This is a genomic window from Zavarzinella formosa DSM 19928, from assembly GCF_000255705.1.
In the GTDB taxonomy this organism is placed as follows: Bacteria; Planctomycetota; Planctomycetia; order Gemmatales; family Gemmataceae; genus Zavarzinella; species Zavarzinella formosa.
The window spans coordinates 170,677-192,148 of sequence record NZ_JH636442.1; the positions used below are offsets into that span (position 1 = coordinate 170,677).

Here is a 21,472-nt window from a genome sequence, read left to right on the forward strand (position 1 = left end):
CGATCACGGCGAACTGCCTTGGCGGGGAGATTTCCGGGGAATTTTCATCCTCCGTGTTGTCGGCGGGCAATCAGGGGATTATACTTGCTTTCAATCTAAGTTCGCTGAGGTGGGTTGGCCGCTCCACGCGGTTATCCCCCGAACGATCCAGAGTGGCTGAGGGAACAGGCCCTTCGACGCCACAGCAACCGGTTGATCGCTCTTGCACCCCAAGACGACTCACGACGGTGCTAAATCCTGCCCGGTTAGCCGGGGAAGATCAGACGCGGGTGAGGACCGAAACACACCCTCTCTATCTGAAAAGCATTTTCGCCGCCGGACTCTTTGTCGAGTTCAACGGTCGGAACGTTTTTCAATCTCCCCCGACCATGCCGGTCCATCGTGACACTCCAATGTCCCGGCCAGAACGCGCCGGGCGAGGTTTCAAGCGACCGTGGCGACACTCGACTTTTCCACCGGCCTGCGTTGCCGGGTATGCGGCAAGTTGTACCCCAAGGAAGCTCTCAACTTCTGCAAGGATGATTTCGGCCCCCTCGAAGTGGATTACGACTACGAGGCCGTTGCCAAAAACATCACCCGGGCCAAGATCGAAAAGCGGCCGCACACCATGTGGCGCTACCGGGAACTCCTCCCTATCTCCGGCGAACCCTCCGTCGGCCCGCAAGTCGGCGGCACCCCACTGGTGAAGGCCGACCGCCTTGCGGACGCCCTCGGCGTCAAACACCTGTGGATCAAGAACGATGCCGTCAACTTCCCGACGCTCTCCTTCAAGGATCGCGTCGTCTCCGTGGCCTTGAGCAAGGCCCGCGAGTTCGGCATGAAGACCGTGGGATGCGCCTCCACCGGGAACCTCGCCAACAGCGTCGCCGCCAATGCCGCCGCCGCCGGGTTGGAAGCCTACATCCTGATTCCCGCCAGCCTCGAACGCTCCAAGATCCTCAACACCAGCGTTTACGGGGCGAATGTCATCGCCGTCGATGGCACCTACGACGAAGTGAACCGCCTTTGTTCGCAGATTGCCCTGAAGTACGGTTGGGGCTTCGTGAACGTGAACCTGCGGGCTTACTATGCCGAGGGGTCCAAGTCGTTCGGCTTTGAAATCGCCGAAGACCTTGGCTGGCGCTTCCCGCAACACGTCGTCTGCCCGATGGCCGGCGGGGCGTTGATCGGCAAGATTCACAAGGCATTCACCGAGTTGAACAAAGTCGGCCTCGTGAGCCAGCCGAACACCTGCAAGATGTACGGGGCGCAAGCCGCCGGGTGCAACCCGATTTCGGACGCCGTGAAAACCGGCAAGGAACGGCACAAGCCGGTCCGCAAGCCGAACACGATTTGCAAGTCGCTGGCCATCGGCGACCCGGCCGACGGTTTCTTCGCCGCCAAACTGATGCGCGAAACCGGCGGTTGGGCCGAGGACGTGACCGACGATGAAATCATCGAAGGGATGACCCTGCTGGCCCGCACGGAAGGCATCTTCGCCGAAACCGCCGGCGGCACGACGGTGGCCGTCACCCGCAAGTTGCTCGAACAAGGCAAACTGCCGCGAGACGAAGAAATCGTCATCTGCATCACCGGCAACGGCCTGAAGACGATGGACGCCCTGTACGAAGCCATCGAACCGCCGGTGCAGATCAAGCCGTCGTTCTCGGAGTTCGAGAGTTTGATGGGGAATTACGCTTCGGTGTGAAGACAACCTCACCCCCCGGCCCCCTCTCCTGACAGAGAGGGGGAGCAAGAGGGAGGAAGTCTTCATTCTGTGGGCATCTGTGTCTTGCCTGTGCCACATTCCGAGATTAATGCCCTCTTGCTCCCCCTCTCTGTCAGGAGAGGGGGCCGGGGGGTGAGGTTGCCGGGCGGCGGGCCATTCTCGTCGCCATGATTATGAGGCCGACAAAATGCCAGTGAAAATCGAAATCCCCTCTCCCCTGCGCGAACACACCGGCGGGTTGGTGGATGTCCCCGTGACCGGCTCGACCGTGAAGGCCGCGTTGGAGGATCTTGTCCGGCAATATCCGGCCATTGGCCCGAAGTTGTTCGAGTCCGGCAAAGTTCGGCCGTACATCAACCTCTTCGTAAACGACGAAGACATCCGCTATCTGGACGACATGGACACCGCCACCGCCGACGGGACCATCCTTGCGATCATCCCGGCCGTGGCGGGGGGCTGATCGTGACCGACAAAGACAAGCCTGTCCCCGAGGACGACGATCTTCCCGATGATCTGGACGATCTGGACTCGGAACTTGACGACGAGGATGACGAAGAAGAAGCCTCGGACGACGTGGTTGAAGGGGCGGCCGTTTTCCCGGAGATTCCCGAGGAACTTGGCATCCACCCGCTGATGCTCGGCATCATCCATGCCTTCGTCTTCCTTGATGGTTCGGACCCGGACGTGGTCAGCCCCCCGGCCGCCGGGGAGGCGATGGAATATCTGGCCACTTATTTGCAACGCCTCAAAGGGGACGAACTCCGGCGGGCCAAGGAAGACATGGAAGCCATGGTCGGGTATGCCAAGGCTGAAAAGTGGCCAAAGCAGTATGTGTTGTTTCTGAAATCGTTTCTCGCCGATGTCGGCGTGACGGAGTGACCGGCGTGCCGAACCCTTTTGCGATGTCCCGCTCTCCGATGATGTGACGCTTCGCGTCCCGTGCCCCGTCGTTTTCTTTTCCTCCCAACCATCGAACAACCATGAGTTTTGATCCCAAATCGCCGGAGCGCTATTCCCGTCAAACCCGCGTGCCGGGCATCGGCAAGGCCGGGCAGGAACGCATCGGCAAATCCCGCGTCGTTGTCTGCGGTTGCGGCGCCCTTGGCACGGTGCTGGCCAACCACCTCGTCCGGGCGGGCGTCGGCTTTGTCCGCATCGTTGACCGGGATTTTGTCGAAATCAGCAACCTGCAACGGCAGGTGTTGTTCGACGAATCGGATGTCATCGGCAACATGCCCAAGAGCGTTGCCGCCGCCAACAAACTGCGGGCGGTGAACTCAGCCATCACCATTGAGCCGGTCGTCGCGGACATCGACCGCACGAACATCCTTGACTTGTGTTCCGACGTGGACCTGATCCTCGACGGCACGGACAATTTCGAGGTGCGTTACCTCATCAACGACGCGGCCGTGAAACTCGGCAAGCCGTGGGTCTTTGGCGGTGCTGTGGGGACGGAAGGCCAGTCGATGACCATCATCCCCGGTGAAACGCCCTGCCTGCGCTGTGTGTTCGAGGCCAGCCCTGGCCCCGGCGAAGTGGGCACTTGCGAAACCGCCGGCGTTCTGGGGCCGGCGGTCGCCGTCGTCGCCAGTTATCAGGCGGCCGAGGCATTGAAGATTCTCGCGGGCAAAAAGGACGCGATCAACAAGGAACTGATCACATTCGACATGTGGATCAACACCAACCGCCGCATCAAGATTGCCCGGTTGCTTGAAAAGCGAAACTGCCCCTGTTGCAAGCAGCAAAACTTCGAGTGGCTCGAAGGCGAACACGGCACGCAAACGACCAGCCTGTGCGGCCGAAACGCCGTGCAGGTGTCCCACCGGGTGAAGAACAAACTTGACTTTGAGGGACTCGCCAGACAACTCGGCGTCTCCGGGAGTGTGAGCCACAACAAGTTCCTGCTAAAATTCCAACTGCAAGAAGCGGGCAACGACTACGAATTCACCGTCTTCCCCGACGGCCGGGCCATCATTAAGGGAACCGATGACACTGACAAGGCCCGGACGTTGTACGCGAAATACATCGGGTATTGAACCGGAGGGTTTCCACATGAGCGCCACCCTGACACCACCCGCCCCGACGCTGCCGCCGGGACCGCCGACACTGCCGGAGGCCATTGGCGATGACGTGACGCCGGTCGAACCGGCTCACCATCTGTCAGGGCGGGTTGATTACTTTCGGTTCAGCGTGGAAGAGTATTACAAACTTGGCGAAATCGGCATTTTGTCACCCGAGAGCCGGGTGGAACTCATTGATGGCCTTATTGTTTGCAAACCGATGCAAAACCAACCCCATCGTCGCGCTTTACGGCGGTTGCAAAACTTGATGGCCCGGCTTTCCGGCCCGAATTGGACCACGCAATCCCAACTGCCAATTGATCTAGATCGCAGTTCTCCCGAGCCAGACATTGCCGTCATTCGCGGATCGGAGGCCCTGTTCAACGAACGTCCGATCCTTCCGTCGGACATTGTTTTGGTGATCGAAGTGTCTGACACGACTCTTGATTTCGATTCCACGATCAATGCCGGGATATATGCACGTAACATGCTCCCGGCCTATTGGATCGTGAACATTCCCGACTCCCGGATTGAGGTTCACACAAACCCGGCCGGCGACGCATACCAAGATCGCACCGATTACGTCACTGGCCAGACGGTTCCCGTTGTGCTGGACGGTGTGACGGTCGCCGAGTTCCCCGTGTCTGACATCTTCGGTTAAACCCGCCTCTCTCGAAACGGTATGACATGACCACTTATCTCGACAACGCGGCGACTTCCTTTCCGAAGCCGGAGGCTGTATATCAGGCTCTCGACAAGTTCGCCCGCACCGACATGGCGAACCCCGGACGGGCCGGGCACAAGATGGCTTTGGCGGCCGAGCATGTGCTGGACGACGGGCGGCATCGGCTCAACCAACTCGTCAACGGCAAAGCCTCCGAGCGGTTCATCCTCACGCTGAATTGCACCGATGCCTTGAACATGGCGTTCAAGGGCGTCATTCAGGCGGGCGACCATGTCATCACGTCTGACTTGGAACACAACTCGGTCAGCCGGCCGTTGCGAGCGATGGAACTGGCCGGGCATATCTCGCTCACGCGAGTGAAGGCCGACGGTGGCGGGACCATCAACCCGGATGACATCCAGGCGGCGATTACTCCGAAAACCAAGCTCATCGCCATCACACACGCCAGCAACGTGACCGGCACCATCCAGCCAGTCGCGGATATCGGCCGGCTGGCTCGCGAGCGAGATGTGTTGTTCCTTGTCGATTGCGCCCAGACCATCGGCGTTGTGCCGGTGGACATTCAGGCGATGTTCATTGACCTGCTGGCGTTCCCCGGCCACAAGGGGCTGTTCGGCCCGACCGGCACCGGGGCGTTGTATGTCTCCCCCCGCGTGAAAATCAGCCCGTGGCGGGAAGGCGGGACCGGCGGCGATTCTTCCAGCGAGACGCAGCCGAAGGAATTCCCGTACTTCCTCGAAGGGGGCACGCCAAACGTACTGGGCGTCGCCGGCATGTCGGCCGGCATCCAATGGCTGACGGCCGAGGGGTTGGGCAAAATCCACAAACACGAAGTGGAACTGACGGAACGCCTCTGGAATCAACTCGACGAAATCGGCGGCATCGACGTGTTCGGCCACCGTGATTTCTCGAAGCGAGTCGGCACCCTCAGTTTCCGCAGCGAAGCCCTCGCGGCCACCGAACTCGGCGGCATCCTCGACCAAGCCTTTGACATCGCCATCCGGCCCGGTCTGCACTGTGCCCCGTATGTTCACAAGGCCATCGGCACCTTCCCCGAAGGAACCGTCCGCGTCAGCCCCGGCCCGTTCAGCACGACAGAAGACATTGACAAGCTGACGGGGGCGTTGAAGGAAATCTTGAGCTGACTCGACGTCGCGACCCGGAACCCGGACTTCTCGCAGGCAATCGCCTGGCAGTTTGGCAAGAATCTTGTCGGGTTCCGGCTCTCGCTACGCTCTGAAGGCTCTGCGTCGCGGCTTCACGGTCTTCTCCGGATGTTGAACCAACATCCTCACACGTCATTGTTCTCGTCGCGGGGAGCCGGACTGAAGACGAGCGTCACCGATTGAATTTTAAGAGCCACTCGTTGCGGCGGCAGAGTCATCGGACCGGGCGTCTTTTTCTCGATGATAACCGCCACGCCCAGACCGTTGCCAATCGGGAAATTGGCTCCCGGTGCGGAGGAGCCGAGGAAGCGATCCACCTTGAAACTGCCGGTTTTTCCGAAAATTGGCCGGAACTCGGCCGCCGCGACCTCATCGACGCCGCGCGGATCTTTGTTCATGTCGCGGTAGCGGAAGATCGCAAGGCGGCAGGTGAAATTGGCGAGGAAGACTTTTTCAAATTCCTCGGCGGATGCGGCTTCTCCGGTGGCTTGAATCGTAAAGGTGTACTGGCCGCCCCGCGCATTGCGGATTTCTTGGCCCAATACACAACGACTTCCCGCTGCGATGATGGCGCCGGGAATTTTCTCGCCGAGGCCGAAGCCCATCGCCACGCCGGCGGACTCTTTTCGGATCGCCAGCCCGTCGCCGACGGACTTGTCCCAGAGAGGGGCGGCCCGCCAGCCTTTGTCCCGCGACGGGGGAGCGGGCGGGACCAGCGGCATCTTCGGGTCGAACGCCGTGTCCAGCAGAAAGTTGGCGTCATAAGGGGGGACGAAGGCGAGGTCGCCGCCGGGTTCGCATCGTTCGGCGGTCGCCGGGGAGTTGCCCAGCGCGGCCGTGATCGGCTCCCCCTTGGTGATCGGGTGCGGGCGGTTGGTTTTGTCGATGAACATGCCGCCGTGATCGATGCCGAGCAGGTGGAAGATGGTCGCGGTCACGTCGCCGCCCCGGATCGGGTCCGTTGCCGGGTAGGCGCCGTTCTTGTCGCTGGCGCCGATCACCTGGCCGCCGCGAATCCCGGCCCCGGCGAGAGCCATGCTGAAAACGTGGCCCCAATGGTCCCGGCCCCCTTGCTTGTTGATTCGCGGCGTGCGGCCGAATTCGCCAACGGCCACGATGAGCGTTTCCTCCAGCAATCCGCGATCCGCAAGGTCTTCCAGCAGGGCCGCGAAGCTCACGTCGAATTGCGGGCAGAGCGAATCTTGCAACCGCTCCGCGTTTTGGGCATGGGTGTCCCACAGGGGATTATCAACCGCCGAATCGCCAGGGTCGCGCGCCCAGTTCACATGAACCAGCCGCACACCGGCCTCGATCAATCGCCGGGCGAGCAGGACCGATTGTCCCCAAGTGTGGCGGCCATAGCGTTCGCGGATTTTGTCGGTTTCCCGGCTGAGGTCAAACGCCGCGCGGGCTTTGCCGGAGGTCACCAAGTCGAAGGCGTGATGCGAAAGGCGGTCCCACGCCTCGACGTTTTCACTTCGCCCCGCTTTGTCGAATCCCCGGTCAAGGCGGCCGAGCAATTCCCGACGATGATCGACGCGGACTTTGTTGAGCTCGCCGGACAGGTCGAGGCCCTGAATGTGATAATCGGGCAGGTTGGGATCGCCGACGAACCGCTCCGGCTCCCACAACTTGCCGAGAAACCCGGCGGTCTGCCCGGCCGGGGTGACATTGTCGTTGAGCCGCATCGCGTCTGGAATCCACACCGTCGTGAGGGAGGGGAGTTTCTCGCTCGGTTTCAGCATCTTCACGACCGAGCCAAAATAGGGCCAGTCGGTCGGCTTGATCTGGCGGGCGCTGCCGGGGCCATACGGGTAGCCGGTCATCAGCCAGTAGCCGCTCACATCGTGGTTGTCGTCGCGGGTCGAGAGCGAGCGGATCACCGCCAGTTTGTCGGCATGGCGGGCGGTTCGCGGGAGCAATTCGCAGAAGCGAATGCCCGGCACATTGGTGTTGATGGGCTTGAACGGGCCGCGAATATCGACGGGGGCATCTGGCTTCGGGTCAAACGTCTCGTGTTGCGGCGGCCCCCCTTGGAGCCACAAATAGATGACGTTCTTTGCCTTGCCGAACGACGAACCGAGGTCGCTTGATAATTTCGCGGACGCGGCGGGACCGGACGCCCGAGCATTCGCTCCCAATAGTGTCGGCAGGGACAATCCCAACGCGCTCAACCCGCCGACGTGAAGGCACTCTCGGCGGGACGCGAGATGTTCGGTGAGTGAGCGCATGCGATCTCCCGATTCATGAGGCGACGAGTTCCGGGATGGCCTTGCCGTTCTGAACAATATGAATCGGCCGGCCGGTTTGGTCGGGCAGGGCGGTGTTCTCGTAGTCGATTCCCAAGTGTTGATAGAGGGTCGCCAGGAAGTCTTGCGGGCTAACGCGACGATCAGTCACATTTTCGCCAAAACGGTCGGTCGCCCCGATGACCCGGCCGGTGCGGATGCCGCCTCCGGCGAAGAGCATCGTGTTGGCCTTGGGCCAGTGGTCGCGGCCCGGTTGAACCGTGCCGGTCGCCCCGCTGGCCACGCCGCCGCCGCTGCTGGCGACATGGGAGATTTTCGGCGTCCGCCCAAACTCGCCCGCGAGCACGACCAGCACCCGTTTGTCGAGGCCACGTTCGTAAACATCTTCGATCAACGCCGTCACGGCCTGATCGACCGTCGGCATCCGGAACTTCAGGGCGTCGAAGACGTGATGATTGACGGCGTGATCGTCCCAGTTCTGCACCCGGCCGCACAAGGGGCCGGAGAGTTCGGTGGTGATGATCTCCACGCCCGCCTCGACCAACCGGCGGGCCATGAGAAGTTGCTGCCCCCAAGCATTGCGGCCGTAGCGGTCACGCAATTTCGGGCTTTCGAGATTGAGGTCAAACGCCCGCGCAGCCTCGGGACTGGTGAGCAGGTTCAACGCCTGCCCCTGAAACTGGTTGAAGGCCCCGGAGGAACCGGCGGCATCCAGTTCGCGGCGCATGGAATCGAGGTTTTTGAACAAGTCCGTTCGGCCATGCAGCCGTTGGCGATCCTCATCAGTCGCCAACCCGATGTTCGGAACCCGGAAGTTGGGGGCGTTCGGATCGCCCAGCACCGAGAAGGGGGCGTACTTCCCGCCCAAGTAAGTCGGCCCGGCGATGGTGAAACTGTCATAGCGGGTGATGGGGTTCACGCCGATGTAATTGGGGATCGCCTTTTGCGGGTCGTAGCGCAGTCGGTGGGCGACGCTCATGAAATCCGGGTAGACCGGCTGGACTTTGTCCTGCGGGTCCGTGTCTCCAGCCAAAACTTGCAGTGACCCCGCCGGATGCCCGCCGCCGGTGTGGGCGACCGAGCGCAGGAGCGTGTAGCGATCCGAGATATTCGCCAGTTTCGGCAACAATTCCGTCATCCGCAAACCGGGGGTCTTCGTCTCGATCGGCTTGAACGGCCCGCGATATTCCGACGGGGCATCCGGCTTCGGGTCGAACGTGTCGAGGTGGCTGCATCCCCCTCGCATCCAAACAAGGATGATCGCCGTCTTTTGGCCCGATGCCGGCTGACCGGCCGAGGCTTGCAACCGCAGCACGTCGGGCAGGGACAACGCCCCAAACGCCGACAAGCCGAAGCGAAGAAACTCACGCCGTTGCGGAGACTGGCTGGACGAAGATGGAACAGGCACTCGCATGAAACCTCGGGTCACAAAAGCATCTTGAACGGATTCGCCACGAATTAACTCAACTCCGGGATTGGCTTGCCCCCTTCGGTCACAATCGGGATCGGCCGACCCGACAGGTCTTGCCAGTTGGTGTTCAGGTCGATGCCCAAATACTGAAACACGGTCGCCGCGAGGTCCGAAGGAGCGACCCGGCGTTCTTTGATATCATACCCCTTCGCGTCCGTCGCGCCGATGACTTGTCCGGTCGGCAATCCCCCGCCGGCCACCACCATCGACATGCAGTTCGTCCAATGGTCCCGCCCGGCGTTCTTGTTAATGACCGGCCCCCGGCCGAATTCTCCCATCATCAGCACCAATGTCGTGTCCAGCAAACCGCGAGCCTGCAAGTCGTTGATGAGGGCGTAAAGCACCCGGTCCACCCGAGGCAACAACGGTTTCAGCCCCTTCACGATGCCGCCCCAGCGAACGTCGTCGCCGTGGTGATCGAAGTAGCCCCACGCCCCGCTGACGAGAACATAGGTGGAACCGGCCTCGACGAGACGCCGGGCGAGCAAGGCTTTTTCACCGATGCTGTCGCGGCCGTAGGCATCCCGCAATTTGTCCGATTCTTCATCCACTCGGAAGGCTTTTTGGGCCTTTCCGGAGACCACCATGTCAACAGCCTGACGCCCGTAGCGGTCCATGTTGGTCATGGAACTGCCGGTGTCCAATTCGTTTTGCAAACGATCAAATTGGTGACGCAGACTGTCCCGGTCTTCCAGCCGGGAAATGGTGATCCCTTGGGGAACCGCCAGTCTTCCGGCGAGTTCCGTCCCTTGCACCGGCTCGTAGGCCGACCCCATGTGACCGGCGCCCCAAACGTCGGCCTTCCAGCTATCGGCCAACCCGATAAAAGCGGGCAACGCCGGATCGTTCGGGCCACGATAACGGGCGACCACCGAACCCATCGAGGGATAGCCGCCGCCGTCTTTACCATCCTCGGTGCGGCGGGCGAGGGCGTTGCCCGCTTGCAGGGTGATGGGGGTATGATTGCTGGCCCGGCAATCGACGGAGCGGATGAGCGTCAGCCGGTCCATGATGCTCGCCTGAAGCGGCAGATGCTCGCTGACCTGAATGCCCGGCACTTTGGTGGAGATCGACCCAAACGGCCCCCGTACCTCGGCCGGGGCATTTGGTTTCGGGTCCCACATGTCCAGATGGCTCGGCCCGCCCGAGAGCCAGAACATAATCACGGACGTTTTTCGCGTCGGCTTGCCCGAGGCGGTGCTTTGCTCTCGCGCTTTCAACAGATTCGGGACTGACATTCCTGCCAGCCCGGCGATTCCCGTTTGGAGAAACCACCGTCGCGATTGCACACGAATCAGATCTGATGACGACCCGACGGGATGCGAAATAGATGGTCGCAAGTGAGTTCTCCAAATTCGGCCGGAAATTTGGCGGGCAGGCGGGGGATCAACATCAAAACAAACATCTTGGAGAGATAATGAATGTGCCATACCCGCCGGTGAGCGTCAAGCGCATTCTTGAAACTGGCGGGGATTTGAATGTTCCAAAATCTGTCATATCCGTTTGAATTGTTTGTCCAATTCATGCCTGCTAAAGGTCAGTGAGGTCGGGCGGCCGTGGGGGCAATGATGGGAATCTTCGGCCATTTGGCGAAGTTGCATCAGGTAATCAATTTCGTCCGTGGTGAGTTTGTCCCCGGCTTTCACAGCCGCTTTGCACGCCATCGTGGCCAACAGGTGATGAAACACATGGGCCTTGGACGGGGTCCGGTCTTCCTTCACTAACTCGTCCACGACGCTTTGGAAAATCTGTTGCACGGGAATCCGGCTCAACAGGGCCGGATAGCTGGAGACGGCCACCGTGCCGCCGCCGAAATCCTCCACTTCCAGGCCGAGTTCGGCGAGTTGGGTTTTGGCATCGAGAACGACGGTGGCTTGTTCCATCGTGAGATCGATCGGTTCGGGGATCAGCAATCGTTGCACATCCAGTTTGCCGTCGAGAATCCGGCGGCGCAGTTGCTCGAACAAGATGCGTTCATGCAAGGCATGTTGATCGATCACCAACATTCCTTGGGCCGTTTCCACGATCAAGTAGGCGTCGTGAATCTGGATCGCCCGTTGCGGCGGGGCCATCACCGGGATCTGGATCAGCGGAACCGGCGGGGGCGAGGGAACCTCTGCCGACTTGGGGAAGTCCGGTGGCGTGAACTCGCGGGGGGCGGTGAAAAGTGTTTCCTCTTTGGGCGCCGGGGTCGGCCGGATTTCCGGTAAGTCGGCTTTGAATGTCGTCGGCGCGGGAGGCGGGAGTGTGGGTGATGGCGGCGGGGCCATCCGTTCCCACGGGGCGGGGGTGTAGGCGGCTTGCTCGAATCGCGGGGAGCGCACAGGTTTGCCGATGGTTTCCGGCAACGGCTCATCGGCCGGGATTTGCAGCTTTGGCAACAGGTTTTTGGAGAGCAACGCCCGTTTGACGCCGCCGCGAACCAGACTGTACAACGCCGACGAATCGCGGAAACGCACTTCGCTTTTGGTCGGGTGGACGTTCACATCCACCTGATCCGGCGGGATGGTGATGAATAAGAAGCCGATGGCGTATCGACCGGTCATCAGCAGGCCGCGATAGGCTTCTTGCAACGCATGGGCCAGACTGCGATCCCGAATCCATCGGCCGTTCACGAACAGGTATTGCAACTTGGCGTTGCCCCGGTCGCACTGCGGATCGGTGATGTAGCCCTGTAGTTCCAGCCCGCCCGCCTCGGCCTCCACTTCGATGAGGTTCTCCCGCACTTCCTTGCCGAAGAACAATCCCAGCCGGTCGGCCAGCCCGGCCGACGAGGGAATCTCATGCACCAGACGGTTGTTGTGTTTCAGCAACAGATGCAGCGACGGATACGCCAGTGCCAGCCGGGTGATCGTCTCCGTGACTTGGCCAAGTTCCGTGGGAATTCCCTTGAGGAATTTCTTCCGCACCGGCGTGTTGAAGAAGAGGTGTTTCACTTCGATGCGCGTGCCCGGCGAACCGTTCCACGGGCGAACCTCGGAAAGATCGCCGCCATCGCACAAGATGGAGGCTCCGGAGGCCGACCCGGTCGGGCGGGACTGGATGGTCACCTTGCCGACGCCGCCGATGGAGGACATCGCCTCGCCCCGGAAGCCGAGGGTGCCGATGCGGAAGAGATCATCGGCGTTGGAAAGTTTGCTGGTCGCATGGCTGGCGAACACCAACGGCAAGTCTTCGGCCTCGATGCCGTGCCCGTCGTCAACGACCCGGATGAGTTCGGTGCCCCCTTGCTCCAGTTCGATGTCAAGGCGGGTGGCCCCGGCGTCAATGGAGTTTTCGAGCAGTTCCTTCACGACGCTCGCCGGCCGCTCGATCACCTCCCCGGCGGCAATCTTCGTGATGACGGAATTCGGTAGTTGGTGGATTCTTGGCATGAACTCACTGATGTTGGCTTGCTGGTCGTCGACAGGAGTTCCAAGTTCCAAGTTTCAACTTCCATGTTGAAAACTATTTGCCGAGAGACAACTATCTACTCAGTGTTGATGTTTTCAACATGGAAGTTGAAACTTGAAACTTGGAACTTTTCTTACTCTTCTTCCTTTTGGTTCAACTTCTTCATCTTCTTCTCCAACGAATCCGGCGTCATTCCCAATGCCTCGGCGGCCAGCACCAGATTGCCCCCGGCGGTGGCGAAGGCGTTTTTGATTTTGTCTTGTAGCTTCCAGTCTTGGATCTGGCGGTAGAGCGTTCGTTCGCCGATGCCCAGCATCTTGGCGGCCTCTTCGCGGTTGCCGTCGCTCATCTCCAACGCTTTTTCACTGTAGAAGCGCTCCACCTCATGGAGCGGTCGGCCGACGAGGAAGTCCGTGCCGCTCTCGGTGGCCTCGGGCAGGGGGACATTCGGGCCATCGCCTTCCATCAAGTCGTCGAGACCGAGTTCGCCGTCGGTGTCTTGGATCACCATGCTTTCCACTTGGTTGCGAAGCTCCCGCACATTGCCGGGCCAGGCGTAATGATCGAACAACTTCCAAACGCCGGGGGCCACCTTCGGAACCTTTTTGCCATGCCGTTTGGATAGCTCGTCCAAAAAATGCACGGTCAGCAACCGGATGTCCTTTCGGCGATCTCGCAGCGGGGGGATACGGAGCAGGCCGACGCGGAGACGGTAATACAGGTCTTGTCGGAATTTGCCGTCCCGGATCATCGCCTCCAAATCGCGGTTAGTGGCGGCGATCAACCGCACATCCACTTTGATCGTTTCGTTCGAGCCGATTCGGCTTACTTCGCCGTTCTCCAACACGCGGAGCAATTTCGCTTGGAGAGTCATCGGCATGTCGCCGATTTCATCGAGAAACAGGGTGCCGCCGTTGGCGTACTCGAACCGGCCCTTGCGGAGTTTCTCGGCCCCGGTAAAGGCCCCCGGCTCATGGCCGAACATCTCATCGTCAAGCAAGTTTTCATTCAAGGCCGCGCAATTCATCGGCACAAAGGGCTTGGCCTTGCGAGGCGAATTGTTGTGCAGGGCCTTGGCCACTAACTCTTTGCCGGTGCCGTTTTCGCCGAGGATTAACACCGTCGCCTTGGTGGGGGCAAAGGCTTTTAATCGGGTGATGAGTTCCTGCATCTTCGGGCTGTTGCCGACCACGCCCTCGAAGCCGAATTTCTCGTCCAATTGTTTGCGGAGTTCCCGGATGGTTCGCAATCGCCGCAGTTCGTCGGCCGACTTGTCCACCACGGTTTGAAGCTCGGTTTTGTCGAGGGGTTTCAGCAAATAGTGCGAAGCCCCCTCATGCAATGCTTTAACGGCCGTTTTCACATCATTGGAACCGGAGACAACCATCACCAATCCGTCGCCCTGCTCTTTCACCAGTTTGACAATCGCCAGCCCGTCCAGATCCCCCATTCGCAGATCGGTCACCACCAAGTCGTATTCGTCGGCGGCCAGCTTTTTGGCCCCTTCCTTGCCGCTGGTGGCGACGGTGCAATCGTAGCCGTGCATGTCAAGAATGTCGGCCACCGTTTCGGCGTGGTCCTTCTCGTCGTCGATCACCAACACGCGGAGGCGATCCTCGGTTGGTTCGGCCGTGGGTGGCGGGTCGGTTTTCATTTCGATTGATTTTGCCACGGGAAGGTTCTCGGCTCGATGTCAGTCGGTCGGCAAGGCTTGGGCATTTTACCGCATCGTGCGCCGCTTGACAGTTTGAAGGCTTGGGAGTTCCCGGAAGCGGCCCGCAGAATCGGCATGATCGGAACAATTGTCAAGTGCGCGGCCTTGGTTGGTCGATGCTTCCGTTGCCGGATCGTGTTTTACCGTTTGCGGGAAAGTGACCAAGCCGTGACCGACACTCGAACGCTGCTTAACCGGATTGCGGAGTTTCGCAAGCGAATCGAGGCGATGCCCCGGCTCATCGCCCCGGACGCCCCGACACCGGTGCCGGACACGATTCGCAATCCGCTGGCCGAGGCTCTGCCGCAAAAGGTGAAGGCCGGTTCGCGGAATCAGGCGATTCTCGAACAATCTTTGCGACAATTGGCCGGGACAGAAGAGCAAATCGCCGCCCCGACACAATTATGCAGCCGGGCGCGTCGGTTGTTAATGGAATCACAGGGATTGGTCACCCGCCTCCGGGCCATCGCGGACGATCCGTTGCTCGCCGGTCCCCCCGCCGACGACGAAGGGCAGGCCCGCGACGGCGATCCGCTGGTGGTGCATTACCGGGAAACCGCCGCGATGACCGAGGCGGCCGTCCGTTACACCCTTTCTTTCCCGGACACCGCCACCGACCAAATGCGGTTGTGCGAGGGCTTGGAAACCATGCTGGAAGCCGCCCAACGGCGGTTCGGGTTGCTGGTGAGCGCGCTCGAAAGCCATCGCGGTGATGTCACGCGAACGGACAAGCTCGCCCGCTTTCTCGCGGCGCTGGACCACACGGACACCCCGATTGACCCGGAGCCGCTTTACGAAATCACCCATGCGTTGATGACCCACGACGCCGGTCGGCCGATGCGGTTTCTGTACTCGGCTCCGAACGTTTCACAGGCTTATCTCGGCGGCCCTTCGCTCCCCGCGCCGGCTCGCTTCATCGCGGCCCATGCGATGAACAGCGCCAAGATTGCCGTGCGAATCTTGCGGAACGACACCGAATGGCGTGGCCGGATGCACGAAGTCGTTCTCGCGGTGATGTTGCAAGACATCGGCATGCTGCGGGTGGACCCGGCCGTGCTGCTGCAAGCGAAACCGCTCACCACCGAACAACGCCGTTATCTGGAGGCCCATTCGCGTTACGGGGCCGAAGTGGTGATGAACCGGCTGCCGATGCTCGGCGGCTTGGTGGAAGCCATTGCCGCCCACCACGAACGGGCCGACGGCACCGGCTATCCGATGGGGTTGAGGCACGCCCAAGTGTCGCCACTGGGCAGGTTAGTTTCCGTCATTGATGTGTACGCGGCCTTTAACGCTCCCCGGCCGCACCGCCCGGCGTTTGATCCGCGGGCGGCTCTCACGGAAGTGATGCTCTTGGCCGATTCCGGAAAATTAGATCGTCAATCGGCCGAAAAGCTGCTGGTTCTCGGGTTCTATCCCACCGGCACGGTCGTGGAACTGACGGACGGTTCCACCGGCGTGGTTCTGAACACCCGCGACCCTCGGCAAGCGTTGTCTCTGGCGAACAAGCCAATGATGTCCCTCCTCGCCGATGAAGGGGGCCATGCCTACCCGACCCCGCGCTTCCTGGATCTCGCAGAAACAGAAGACCTCACCGTGGTTCGCGCCTTGACCCGGCATGAACGCATCAACCGTCTGGGTCGGCCGTATCCGGAATATGTGTGATGTTCGCCGGAAGAATTTCCGGCGTTTTTGGGATAAGGTCCGACAATCTTCAGACCGATGGTTCTTTTTTCTGGCAATCGCCAATTGCGAATGTTATCTTAAAATTAATGAAAATTTAACGGATTGTTTTCCTCAAACAACTCCGTTCTGATTAGCAGGCTGTCGGAACGCAATCCGAAGCCACTCTCTCCGATCACTCTCCTGTCGGTGGCAATCGCCCTTTTTGACCGGATATGCCGGTGTCGTTGTCTCTTTGGAATCCATCCATCGGGCCAAATTCATGAATCTATTTCGCGCGATCTTTGCCTTGGTTCCCGCGCTGTTGATCGTCCTCGCGGCCGGTTGCGGCAATGGCGGCGAGCGGCGGGTGGCCGTCTCCGGCAAGGTTATTTTCAAGGGACAGGAATTGAACGAAGGGTCGATTCGCTTCGTCCCGGCGGACCAGGGCGGCAAGTCGATGGGCGGGGCCAGCATCAGCAGCGGGGCGTTCGCGATTTCAGCCGATCTCGGGCTTCTGCCCGGAAAATACCGTGTGGAGATCTCCGCCGCCGGCAGCGGGGCCAAGGTGGATGAGTTTCCCGGCGGGGGCAAAGTGTATCCCGAACTCATTCCCAAAAAGTACAACGCCAATTCGGTCCTGATCGCCGATGTCACGGCGGACGGACCCAACGTCTTCGAGTTCAAACTCGATTAACCCTCTCAATCTCTCGGGCTATTTTCTTTGTTCATCGGAGGTTGTAAATGTCGTCCAATCGGAAACCGGGCTTCACGCTCATTGAACTGTTGGTGGTGATCGCGATCATCGCCATTCTCATTGGCCTGCTTTTGCCGGCGGTGCAAAAAATCCGCGAGGCCGCCAACCGCATGAAGTGCGGCAACAATTTGAAGCAACTGGCCCTCGGCATGCACAACCACCATGACACGATGACCTATCTGCCGTATGGCATGTCCCCCGGCACGATCCCCATGGGCGACCCGTATTGCTGTTGGGGCACTTGGGCGATCTCGATTCTGCCATATATCGAACAGACCGCAGCCTTCAATCAGTACGTCAACTTTGGTGGAAACGACTCGACGGGACCTCGCTATGGGGCACCACCAAACTCGAATGTCACGGGCCAGCGTTACAACATGATGACGTGTCCGAGCGACACGCCCAACGTCCCCATCGGCGCCATCACGAACAATAATTATGTGGTGAACTTTGGCAACACGTCCATCTACCAAGCGGCCACCCTGAGCGGCGTGACCTTCGGGCAGGCCCCCTTCACCCCGAATATCACCAAACGGTTTGCGGACATCACGGACGGAACCAGCAACACCTTGCTGATGGCCGAAGTGATTCAAGGACAACGAGCGGACTTGCGGGGGTTTGTTTGGTGGGGGCCGGGGTGCGGTTTCACGACCTTCGCCGGGCCGAACAGCAGCGTGCCGGATTATCCTTCGCAAAACTGTGACAGTGCCGCCCCCAATCCACCGTGCGCGGCATACACTACGGCCAACCCGATCAATCAATTCGCCCGCAGCAAACACACCAACGGGGTGATGACCTCCCTGTCCGACGGATCGATTCGTTTTGTGAGCAACAATGTTGACATCAACATTTGGCGGGCACTGGGAACAGCCGGGGCCGGGGAAGCCATCTCGAGTTATTGAACATGGGCCTCAAAAGTAGATCGCCGGATCACGCTTGAGCAGAGTCGGTGTCAGAAGTGCGCACGAAACCGCTCAAGACACCAAGATTTGACATTTGAACGTCCGTTAATTCCATCGAGCCACTCAAACGGGTGGTCCGATGGAAAAGTTGGTTATTATTTTCATCACCGGTTTTGATCGGCGGTGTGTGAGACTCCACCTTGCCAAAGGGGCGAGCAAAATTAGCTCTGTTCCAAGGCAAGCTGATTGATCGGCGATCAGATTTGTTTCTGTTAGTTTTTGTTTTCGAAATTTGTGCGGGTGTATGATCGCAAACCGTTTCGCCAAGAACAGCTTAAAAAGCTTGTTTGGCCAAAACGGTCACGTCGTTGGATGTGCGGGCAGAGAATTTAAAAACGCGAACTCACACGGTCTTCATCGCAAGGTTTTTGTCCCAACCGGAGGAAACAACCTTCACTTGATTTCGGAGCCGACGGCCGCCCAAGGCGGGACGAACCGTTTCTTGGGCCAACTGCTTGAGGTAATACGTGGAAACGTGACCCGTGATGACAACTTCATCATGGGTTTCCGTCACGTCCAATCGACGCAGGCAGGTGACGGGGTTGTCGTGCAGCAAAGGAGCGATTGCCGCAGGCAGTGTGGAATCGGCGATCATGCCTCTCACTTTTTCAAGTCTTTGGAAATCGGCTTCACCTTCGTCGGCTGGTTCTCAAAACCGACTGATTTTGCGCGCGGTGTTGCCAAGATGAATTGAGATGGAGCAAAAGCCGTACCGGCGATTCACCCTTCTCAATTTCCTGACAGCGAAAATCGCTGGCAAATTCCGCACAAGCGGAGATAATACCTGTCTCCCAACCGTCGGACCACCTCCCATGCGTTTTTCACAGACTCTTCTTCTCCTTTTGGCGGCGTGTCCTGTTTGGGCCGCCGACTTGGACAAGACACCACTGAAGGCATTTTTGGAAGCGAATTGTCAGAGTTGCCACAATGCGGATGTAAAAAAGGGAAATTTGAACCTCGACTCGCTCTCTGCGAAACTGGATGAGCAATTAACCGCCGAGCGGTGGGTAAAACTCCACGACCGGGTGCAACGGGGCGAGATGCCGCCGATGACAGTGAAGACCCGACCAAAACCGGAGGAAGCCAAGGCATTCATTGATGCCCTCGGCAAGCAACTGGCCGCCTCCGAACTGGCCGCCCGCAAGGAATCCGGCCGGACGACGCTGCGGCGCCTCAACCGCACGGAATACGAGAACACCCTCCGGGATCTTTTCCAACTTCCGTTGTTGCAAGTCAAAGACCTGCTGCCTGACGACGGCCGGGTGGACGGCTTCGACAAAGGGGCCAATGCCCTCGACATTTCCCCGATTCTCATGGATAAGTTTGCGGAGGCCGCCGACCACGCGCTCGATCAGGCGATTGCCCAATACGCTGTCCCGCCGGTGCCCGCGAAGTTGCGGATGTACGCCAACGAGATGTACGACTTCGGCGTCGTCATCCCGAACGGCGACGGCGTGATGCTGAAGAACTTCAAATACGATGATTCCCGGTTCCCGATCCCCAAGGACAGTTACGCCGGGGGCAAATTCAAGGGCCTCGGCGAACTGGAACAATCGGGCCTCTGGAGGGACAAACCCGGCACCGCTGGTCTGTTCCGCTGTCTCGGCGAATCATTCCCCGGCCGGTTCAACCGGTTTTCGCCGAACTTCCCCGGCCATTACCGGGTGACCACCTCCGTGTGGTCCTTCTGGTGGGACAAAGGGGAAGTGCTTCCCTCTCCTCGCTCCGGGGCCGCCGGCATCTATTACGGCAGCCGGGCGTTGGGTTTCTTTGACGCCCCCTCCCTCAAGCCGACCACTCACCAAATCGATGCCTGGCTGGAACCGGACGACTATTTGAAGTTCGACCCGGCCTCGCTGTGGGAAGTTCATCCCTACAGCCACAAGGACAAGGCCGCCGGATACACCGGACCGGCCGTGGCCATCGACTTTATGGAAATTGAGGGGCCGCTGAACGAGGAATGGCCCCCGGCGAGCCACAAACGATTGTTCGGCGACTTGCCGATGATCCCCCTCGCCAAACTCCCGGCCGATGCCCCGAAACCGAAACGATCTGTCCCCCGGCGGGTGAAGACCTACGACGCCGGCAACAGCCCCGGAGCATTGGTTTTCGCCACCGTGAACCCGGCCGCCCCGGCCGCCGAGGCCGAGCGATTGTTGACGGACTTCCTGCCACGGGCCTTTCGCCGGCCGGTCAAGAGCGGGGAAATCGCCCGTTATTCCGTGTTGGTGATGCAACGATTGGCGACAGGTGCCTGCTTCGAGGACGCCATGCGGACGGCTTACAAGGCCGTTCTCTGCTCGCCCGACTTTCTGTTCCTCAAGGAACCCGTCGGCCCTCTCGACGATTACGCAGTGGCATCACGTCTCTCTTACTTCCTCTGGAACTCGTCGCCGGACGAGACGCTGATGAAGTTGGCCGCCGAGGGCAAACTGCGAGACCCGAAGATCGTCCGGGAGCAGTCGCAACGAATGCTCAATGATCCGAAGGCCGAGCGGTTCGTGGCCGACTTCCTCGACCAATGGCTTGACCTCAAAGACTTCAACCAAACGACGCCGGATCGCGGCCTCTACCCGGAATTTCAGCCCTATCTCGCGGATGCCCTGCGGCAGGAGCCAAAGCGGTTCTTCGCCGAGTTGTTGAAGAACAACGATTCGGCCGCCAAACTGATCGACTCTGATTTCCTGATGGTGAACCAACGTCTCGCCGAGCATTATGGCATCCCCGGAGTGACCGGAACCCAGTTCCGACGAATCGGCGTGCCGAAGGAATCCCATCGCGGCGGCATCCTCACCCAAGGGGCGGTCCTGAAAGTGACGGCCAACGGCACCACGACCTCCCCGGTGAAACGCGGGGCGTGGGTCATGCGCAAATTTCTCGGCCTGCCGCCGGACCCGCCGCCGCCGGATATCTCGGCCATCGAACCGGATGTTCGCGGCACCACCACCGTGCGGGAACTGCTCGCCAAACACCGGGACAATGCCTCCTGCGCCGCGTGCCATGCGAAGATGGACCCGCCCGGTTTCGCCCTCGAATCATTCGACGTGATCGGCGGCCTCCGCGACCGTTACCGGGCGACCCAAGGCAAAGACCTGCCGGTCTACGAAAAGATGTTCGTTTCCCATCTCAACCCGGCCGGCAAATTCCCGACGAATTACTACCACGTCGGCTTCCGCCAAGGCCCGGCAGTGGACGCCGCCGGGGAAACCGTCACCCATGAAAAGTTCAATGACATCGACGGTTTCAAGAAATTGTTGCTGAATGATACCCGTCTGGTGGCAAGGAACTTGGAACGCCAACTGGCGACCTACGCCACCGGCGCCCCGGTCGGTTTCGCCGACCGTCCCCAGATCGAGGGAATGCTCGACCGGGCCGGGGGCAACTTCCCCCTGCGAAACCTCATCGGCGAACTGGTTCAAAGCGAGTTGTTTTTGAACAAGTAAAGCCGAGCGTCCGGCACGCAAGATTTGAAGCTGCGTTTTTTGGGGTTTCCAGAGTTGTCTTGGTATTGGCGAGCCGAGCAGCGTGAGCTGCCGGGTGGCTCCCGGCGGTTGAATCGCCTCCCCTTTACCCAGCCTGATTCAAGCCCGTGGCTGAAGTAACTTCCCTGCCGGAAGCCACCCGGCAGCTCACGCTGCTCGGCTCGCC

At 60.1% G+C, this 21,472-nt stretch carries 17 protein-coding genes and 1 riboswitch; of the genes, 10 read left to right on the forward strand and 7 right to left on the reverse strand.

Translation table 11 applies throughout. From position 1 onward, the window contains the following. The first annotated feature begins 140 nt into the window (after positions 1-140). A riboswitch (SAM riboswitch) is annotated at positions 141-265 on the forward strand. Positions 266-433: 168 nt separating this feature from the next. From thrC to BGIM_RS0121965, 6 genes are all read left to right on the forward strand, one after another. Further along, entirely contained in the window at positions 434-1,687 is a 1,254-nt protein-coding gene (thrC, locus tag BGIM_RS0121940; RefSeq protein WP_020471881.1) for a threonine synthase, read from the forward strand. A gap of 208 nt (positions 1,688-1,895) precedes the next feature. Continuing rightward, positions 1,896-2,168, forward strand: a complete 273-nt coding sequence (locus tag BGIM_RS0121945) for a MoaD/ThiS family protein (protein ID WP_020471882.1) — start codon at positions 1,896-1,898, stop codon at positions 2,166-2,168. A 2-nt stretch (positions 2,169-2,170) separates the two neighbouring features. Then, positions 2,171-2,587, forward strand: a complete 417-nt coding sequence (locus tag BGIM_RS0121950) for a hypothetical protein (protein WP_020471883.1) — start codon at positions 2,171-2,173, stop codon at positions 2,585-2,587. A gap of 101 nt (positions 2,588-2,688) precedes the next feature. Then, entirely contained in the window at positions 2,689-3,744 is a 1,056-nt protein-coding gene (locus BGIM_RS0121955; protein ID WP_020471884.1) for a ThiF family adenylyltransferase, read from the forward strand. Between the two features lie 16 nt (positions 3,745-3,760). Beyond that, a complete protein-coding gene (locus BGIM_RS51755) occupies positions 3,761-4,429 on the forward strand; it encodes a Uma2 family endonuclease (RefSeq protein WP_020471885.1) in 669 nt (222 codons plus the stop codon). A gap of 26 nt (positions 4,430-4,455) precedes the next feature. Continuing rightward, positions 4,456-5,598, forward strand: a complete 1,143-nt coding sequence (locus BGIM_RS0121965) for an aminotransferase class V-fold PLP-dependent enzyme (protein ID WP_020471886.1) — start codon at positions 4,456-4,458, stop codon at positions 5,596-5,598. A gap of 146 nt (positions 5,599-5,744) precedes the next feature. Here BGIM_RS0121965 and BGIM_RS0121970 read toward each other — a convergent pair whose 3' ends face one another. The 5 genes from BGIM_RS0121970 to BGIM_RS0121990 form a co-directional block, all read right to left on the reverse strand. Continuing rightward, positions 5,745-7,850, reverse strand: coding sequence for a DUF1501 domain-containing protein (locus BGIM_RS0121970; protein ID WP_020471887.1), 2,106 nt, complete (start codon positions 7,848-7,850; stop codon positions 5,745-5,747). Between the two features lie 13 nt (positions 7,851-7,863). Next, on the reverse strand, positions 7,864-9,282 hold the full coding sequence (locus BGIM_RS0121975) for a DUF1501 domain-containing protein (protein WP_020471888.1): 1,419 nt from the start codon (positions 9,280-9,282) through the stop codon (positions 7,864-7,866). Between the two features lie 44 nt (positions 9,283-9,326). Beyond that, positions 9,327-10,577, reverse strand: a complete 1,251-nt coding sequence (locus tag BGIM_RS0121980; protein WP_020471889.1) for a DUF1501 domain-containing protein — start codon at positions 10,575-10,577, stop codon at positions 9,327-9,329. A 255-nt stretch (positions 10,578-10,832) separates the two neighbouring features. After that, positions 10,833-12,764, reverse strand: coding sequence for a DNA mismatch repair endonuclease MutL (mutL, locus tag BGIM_RS0121985; protein ID WP_020471891.1), 1,932 nt, complete (start codon positions 12,762-12,764; stop codon positions 10,833-10,835). Between the two features lie 101 nt (positions 12,765-12,865). Beyond that, a complete protein-coding gene (locus BGIM_RS0121990) occupies positions 12,866-14,404 on the reverse strand; it encodes a sigma 54-interacting transcriptional regulator (protein ID WP_020471892.1) in 1,539 nt (512 codons plus the stop codon). Between the two features lie 210 nt (positions 14,405-14,614). Between BGIM_RS0121990 and BGIM_RS0121995 the strand changes: the two genes are divergently transcribed. The 3 genes from BGIM_RS0121995 to BGIM_RS0122005 all read left to right on the forward strand — a co-directional run bounded on the left by BGIM_RS0121995 (position 14,615) and on the right by BGIM_RS0122005 (position 17,764). Further along, a complete protein-coding gene (locus BGIM_RS0121995; RefSeq protein WP_157369337.1) occupies positions 14,615-16,108 on the forward strand; it encodes an HD-GYP domain-containing protein in 1,494 nt (497 codons plus the stop codon). A 280-nt stretch (positions 16,109-16,388) separates the two neighbouring features. Further along, positions 16,389-16,802, forward strand: a complete 414-nt coding sequence (locus BGIM_RS0122000; RefSeq protein WP_063607909.1) for a hypothetical protein — start codon at positions 16,389-16,391, stop codon at positions 16,800-16,802. Between the two features lie 47 nt (positions 16,803-16,849). Further along, positions 16,850-17,764 carry a DUF1559 domain-containing protein gene (locus BGIM_RS0122005; protein WP_020471896.1) on the forward strand — a complete coding sequence of 305 codons (915 nt, stop codon included), beginning with the start codon at positions 16,850-16,852 and terminating at the stop codon, positions 17,762-17,764. A 403-nt stretch (positions 17,765-18,167) separates the two neighbouring features. On the opposite strand, the gene BGIM_RS0122010 is transcribed toward BGIM_RS0122005, so the two are convergent. Continuing rightward, a complete protein-coding gene (locus BGIM_RS0122010) occupies positions 18,168-18,419 on the reverse strand; it encodes a BON domain-containing protein (RefSeq protein ID WP_020471897.1) in 252 nt (83 codons plus the stop codon). Positions 18,420-18,636: 217 nt separating this feature from the next. On the opposite strand from BGIM_RS0122010, the gene BGIM_RS0122015 reads away from it, so the two are divergent. Continuing rightward, on the forward strand, positions 18,637-21,267 hold the full coding sequence (locus BGIM_RS0122015; protein WP_020471898.1) for a DUF1592 domain-containing protein: 2,631 nt from the start codon (positions 18,637-18,639) through the stop codon (positions 21,265-21,267). Here BGIM_RS0122015 and BGIM_RS67220 read toward each other — a convergent pair. Further along, positions 21,240-21,472: hypothetical protein (locus BGIM_RS67220; protein WP_238537700.1), on the reverse strand; the 233-nt coding region annotated here is incomplete at its 5' end. The two genes, BGIM_RS0122015 and BGIM_RS67220, sit on opposite strands and share 28 nt — an antisense overlap.

Excerpts from the sequence above, each read along its gene's own strand:
- BGIM_RS0121945 (WP_020471882.1), top strand. The coding sequence starts at position 1,896 with ATGCCAGTGAAAATCGAAATCCCCTCTCCCCTGCGCGAACACACCGGC.
- BGIM_RS0121955 (WP_020471884.1), top strand. The coding sequence starts at position 2,689 with ATGAGTTTTGATCCCAAATCGCCGGAGCGCTATTCCCGTCAAACCCGC.
- BGIM_RS51755 (WP_020471885.1), top strand. The coding sequence starts at position 3,761 with ATGAGCGCCACCCTGACACCACCCGCCCCGACGCTGCCGCCGGGACCG.
- BGIM_RS0121965 (WP_020471886.1), top strand. The coding sequence starts at position 4,456 with ATGACCACTTATCTCGACAACGCGGCGACTTCCTTTCCGAAGCCGGAG.
- BGIM_RS0121970 (WP_020471887.1), bottom strand. The coding sequence starts at position 7,850 with ATGCGCTCACTCACCGAACATCTCGCGTCCCGCCGAGAGTGCCTTCAC.
- BGIM_RS0121975 (WP_020471888.1), bottom strand. The coding sequence starts at position 9,282 with ATGCGAGTGCCTGTTCCATCTTCGTCCAGCCAGTCTCCGCAACGGCGT.
- BGIM_RS0121980 (WP_020471889.1), bottom strand. The coding sequence starts at position 10,577 with ATGTCAGTCCCGAATCTGTTGAAAGCGCGAGAGCAAAGCACCGCCTCG.
- BGIM_RS0122000 (WP_063607909.1), top strand. The coding sequence starts at position 16,389 with ATGAATCTATTTCGCGCGATCTTTGCCTTGGTTCCCGCGCTGTTGATC.
- BGIM_RS0122005 (WP_020471896.1), top strand. The coding sequence starts at position 16,850 with ATGTCGTCCAATCGGAAACCGGGCTTCACGCTCATTGAACTGTTGGTG.
- BGIM_RS0122010 (WP_020471897.1), bottom strand. The coding sequence starts at position 18,419 with ATGATCGCCGATTCCACACTGCCTGCGGCAATCGCTCCTTTGCTGCAC.
- BGIM_RS0122015 (WP_020471898.1), top strand. The coding sequence starts at position 18,637 with ATGCGTTTTTCACAGACTCTTCTTCTCCTTTTGGCGGCGTGTCCTGTT.